The 4,219-nt window shown below is 39.4% G+C and carries 3 protein-coding genes; all 3 read left to right on the plus strand.

Translation table 11 applies throughout. The features are described 5' to 3' along the window. A partial coding sequence (locus MHN01_RS18390) for a radical SAM protein (protein ID WP_239412676.1) occupies positions 1-1,418 on the plus strand: 1,418 nt, incomplete at its 5' end. A gap of 257 nt (positions 1,419-1,675) precedes the next feature. Next, the gene (locus tag MHN01_RS18395) at positions 1,676-2,347 is read left to right on the plus strand and encodes a response regulator transcription factor (RefSeq protein WP_239412677.1); all 672 of its coding nucleotides are present in this window, start codon (positions 1,676-1,678) and stop codon (positions 2,345-2,347) included. Positions 2,348-2,673: 326 nt separating this feature from the next. Next, on the plus strand, positions 2,674-4,219 hold a 1,546-nt coding region (locus MHN01_RS18400; RefSeq protein WP_239412678.1), incomplete at its 3' end, for a hypothetical protein.

Genomic DNA, 4,219 nt, shown 5'->3' on the forward strand with positions numbered 1-4,219 from the left:
ATAAATACACAGTAAAGGGCTTTGTCAGCATGCCCTTAATCAGTGAGCAAAGGGAAGATATGAATAAAGTAAGCAATGAAAATTTAATCCCAGTGAATGAGTGGGTCCCAGAGCAGCAAGAAGTCATATCAGCACATGATAATTGTCTCGATATGGAAACCAAAAAAGTATTCCTGATTGCAAATGGATGCTACGAAAACCAGATGGACTCAGCGATGCTCAAGCGCTATTTTGGTGAAAGCTGTGAGTCTTTCGAAGTCACTAAGGATACATCAAACGCAGATATCCTTTTGGTGTTGGGTTGCTCGGTCACTCAACATATGGAGAATGAATCCGGTGATCTGATTAAATATCTTGAAGAACATAAAAAGCCTGATGCCAGAGTATTTGCAATCGGCTGTATCAGCAAGCTGAAGCCTGAGATTCAAAGTAAGGATATCGGAGAGCATGTCCCCATCCAAGAGATAGAAGGGCTATTACGTATGAATAAAAACGTAACAGAACTTTCAGTCAACACCCCTGTAAAACAGTCCTCCGACATTTCTGATTTTTTAACAACCAGAAAAGAAAGCGTCATTAAAGATTATTACTTTCAAAATAATACCGGTCTGTTGGGTAAGCTTAAAGTCACGGCCCTTTCTCCGTTTTACAACGTGGTAAATGGATATAAGTCTTTCATTGAATCTAAAATTAAGATTCATAGCGACAACACCCATTGTATTAAGGTATCTACAGGTTGCCGAGGAAAATGCACTTACTGCTCAATTAAGCTCAGTCGGGGGAAAGTAAGAAGCAAAGCAATTGATACCGTAGTATCCGATTTACAACGCGGCCTAGATCAAGGATTTCAGGACTTTGCTCTAATGGGAACCGACCTCGGCGACTATGGCAAAGATAATGATTCTGATCTGCTCCACCTTCTCGAGAGAATTGTATCACTTGATGCCAACTTTCAACTTAGGCTTAGAAACATAAATCCCAGATGGCTCATTCCTTCCCACCAAGAGCTATGTAACCTATTGGAAAGCAATAAAATAGTCTATATAGAATCTCCGATACAATCTGGCAATGAACGTATCCTTGAGCTAATGAAGCGTGAATACCGAGCAAGTGACTTTCTGGAAGCCATCAGCGAAATCCGCAACCGTTCTTCATCGGTTATCTTGAGAAGTCAGCTAATTGCCGGATTTCCTAGCGAGACAGAGAGTGAATTTAAAGACTCAGTGGCTGTTGTAGATTCCGGTTACTTCGATTATGTCGACATCTTCAGGTACACAAAAAGGCCTCACCGCCCGTCGGCTAAGATGGAACAAGAAGTACCATTTAATATCATCATGCAACGCTATAGAAAGCTGCTCTTCAAATCTCTTCTCAACCAGCCCGTACGAAAGATGAAAGCCATCAAGATATTGAATTGAAGACAATCTCTGGAAATTATGAGCACCTGTTTGTCAATAACGACAAGCAGGTGTTCAGTATACATCAAGGCTTTGACTCTCTTTCTCCTTCCTCAAAAAACAATCCTGCTTACCTCATTGATTTATAAACATAAAAACACCACACCCAAGCATAAAGACAACAATTGTTAGCAAAATCTCCTACTCTGGTTATTCTTAATAGTGCACATCAACAAAAAGAATAATAGATTGTTTCAGCTTCCAGGGAAGGAATAGCTATGTCTGCAAGAGTCAATGAAATCATCATTTTGTCTAACCACAGTACCCATGCACACGCCCTTGGATACTGTGTTCCACCGAAGTTAAGGGTAAATGTCACCGTTGTAGATATCGCATCTAAGCCCCTTAAGCTTGACTACAATTCAAATACACTTGTGATAATAGATCTCTCCAGCTTAAACCCGGATAGCAAAGCTTTATTGCAAAATAAGTTAAAAACAAAGCACCTCCTGCTGGCTTTAATGGACAACAGAGAAAACGTCACGGTTAGTGAAATCACCAGCTGGCCGAACATTTGTGGCTATATCAACTCTGATACTGGCTTTGACGATATTTGCAGAGCAATTCAAGTTATCCTCTCGGGAGGTACTTGGTTTTCACCCAATATTGTTTCCCAACTCATCGCGTACTATCGAGAAAATCAAGCGAGTGAGGATATTATTGTTCATGACTATAAATCGGATATCCCTTTAACCACTAGGGAGAAAGAAATTTTGAGTGCATTGTCGACAAGCACTTCCAACAGAGAGATCGCGCGTCAGCTATTCATAAGCGAAACAACAATAAAATCTCATCTGTACAATATTTTTAAAAAGCTTAACGTAAAGAACCGCCAGCAAGCCATCAACTGGGCTAAATTAAACCTTATTGATTGTCATTTAGGAGTTTAAATCACTATTCTAATGTATTTTGGAAAATAGCCACATGCGCAATAAAAACTATACCGTTCACTGATGATCATCATCTCTGTAATATCGGGACTTTGTTGTAGACAACAGTGCAGCCAACAAAAATTGAATGCGATCACACTATGTCGTTTACACTATTAATTTAAACTGCATGCAATTATTTTATAAATTACACTTCTCTGTTTCATTTATTTTTAACCCATACATAAAGTGATCGCAGCAATATTTTAAGGGTATGCAATTTGAAGATATAAAACCTTGAAGGCATTCTTTTGGTGAATATTTTTGCCTATCAACAAAGAATAATTATGAATAATAAAACCATATTAGCTTTATCAGTGGCTTCTGCATTACTCACAGGGTGTGGTGGAGGTGACAGCCAGTCACCAAAGACGCAACCGGGTGTGAGTACGTTTAAAGTATCAGGCTCAGCATTTGACTCTGATTATATTGGCAACGCATCCGTTTGCTTAGACTTTAATATCCTGCAGTCTTGTGAAAGTGACTTCACAACCAAAACAGATGCAAACGGTAATTTTGAATTCGACGTGCCAGAGTCGTATCTTAACCAGCTATCTGGTGCAGTTGTAACTGTTGAAATCGACTCTAGCTCAGCACAAACAAAGTCGGCAAAGTCGTCTGAAATCACAAGTACACCAAGCTACCAGACACTTCTCGCTCTCTCGTCAGATCGACAATCTGTTTATATCTCACCTTTTACAACTCAGGTAACCGATAAAGTTATATTGAAAGGTGCAATGCAAGGTCAGGATATTGAGGCCGTTGTTGCTCAGGTGATTCCTGAAGTAAAAGAAATGAACAAAATGTCTGCTGTGTCAGATACAATCTTATTCGGTAAATATCTGGAAATGCAAAACCAATTTGTAACTGACGTACTTACAAAAGCAGAGAAAAGCAAGCAATGGCGTAAACGTGCTACTGAAATAAAGAAAACACTAAAGAGTGATCCTGCCTATTCTGAGTGGCAAACGATAAAGCCTATTGTATGGAATGTTTATCAATATTCGTATCATACCGATAAATATATTGAACGTTATGAAGAGTATATTTACTTATCTAAACAGGAAAATGGAAAAACCATCGAGCGGTATGAAGGCCAGCAATGGCTATTAGACGGTTCAGGTCAGCAAGATTTGTCATCCAAGCTACAGGCTTATCATGAAGATAAAACTTGGACAGACGATACCTTAGAAACACACACCTCTTGGGAGTTTGATTATAACCAAGATGGTAGTTTTGACTTTAAAGGCGAAAAACTTGCCAGCGGTAATTATAAGGTCAATGAAAAGGGCGAATTATCGATTTCTCAGATAGAGCTTTACAATGAAGGTGATCCGTCTGCAGAAGGTGGAACAGCCCAAAAACGTCAATATTGCACTAATTTTGACCTATCTGCTGAAATGACCAAATACAAAAACGGAGAGGCTATAGACCCCTGCGTAGACATGGTCCAGTTACGCGAGTTTGGCAACCATAAAGATAAAGTAAAAGGCTTTGTCTCGACAGATGCCATGTCAGAGTATAAAAAGCCGGATGATGATATAACACAACCTATTCAAACTGACTATGTTGCTTATTTTGAGAACCGTGAGTTTTACTGGACGTTAGATGGCGGCCAAGGAACCAATATTTATAAAGACTGGGATGCGAAGAGTAAGTCATCATTTAAACTAGACAGAAGTCCTTTTAATTCCCTAAGTGAAAATTATGTCGATGCAAAGGGTTACATTCATCGTCTTGTTGGTGCCCCAATCTGGCCTGGAGCTTCTCAGAACTCTGATGTGAATGCTTCGACAATAAAATTACTTGGCCAATGGAACCCAGTTAGTTGGG

The organism is Photobacterium sp. OFAV2-7 (genome assembly GCF_022347985.1).
Classification (GTDB): domain Bacteria; phylum Pseudomonadota; class Gammaproteobacteria; order Enterobacterales; family Vibrionaceae; genus Photobacterium.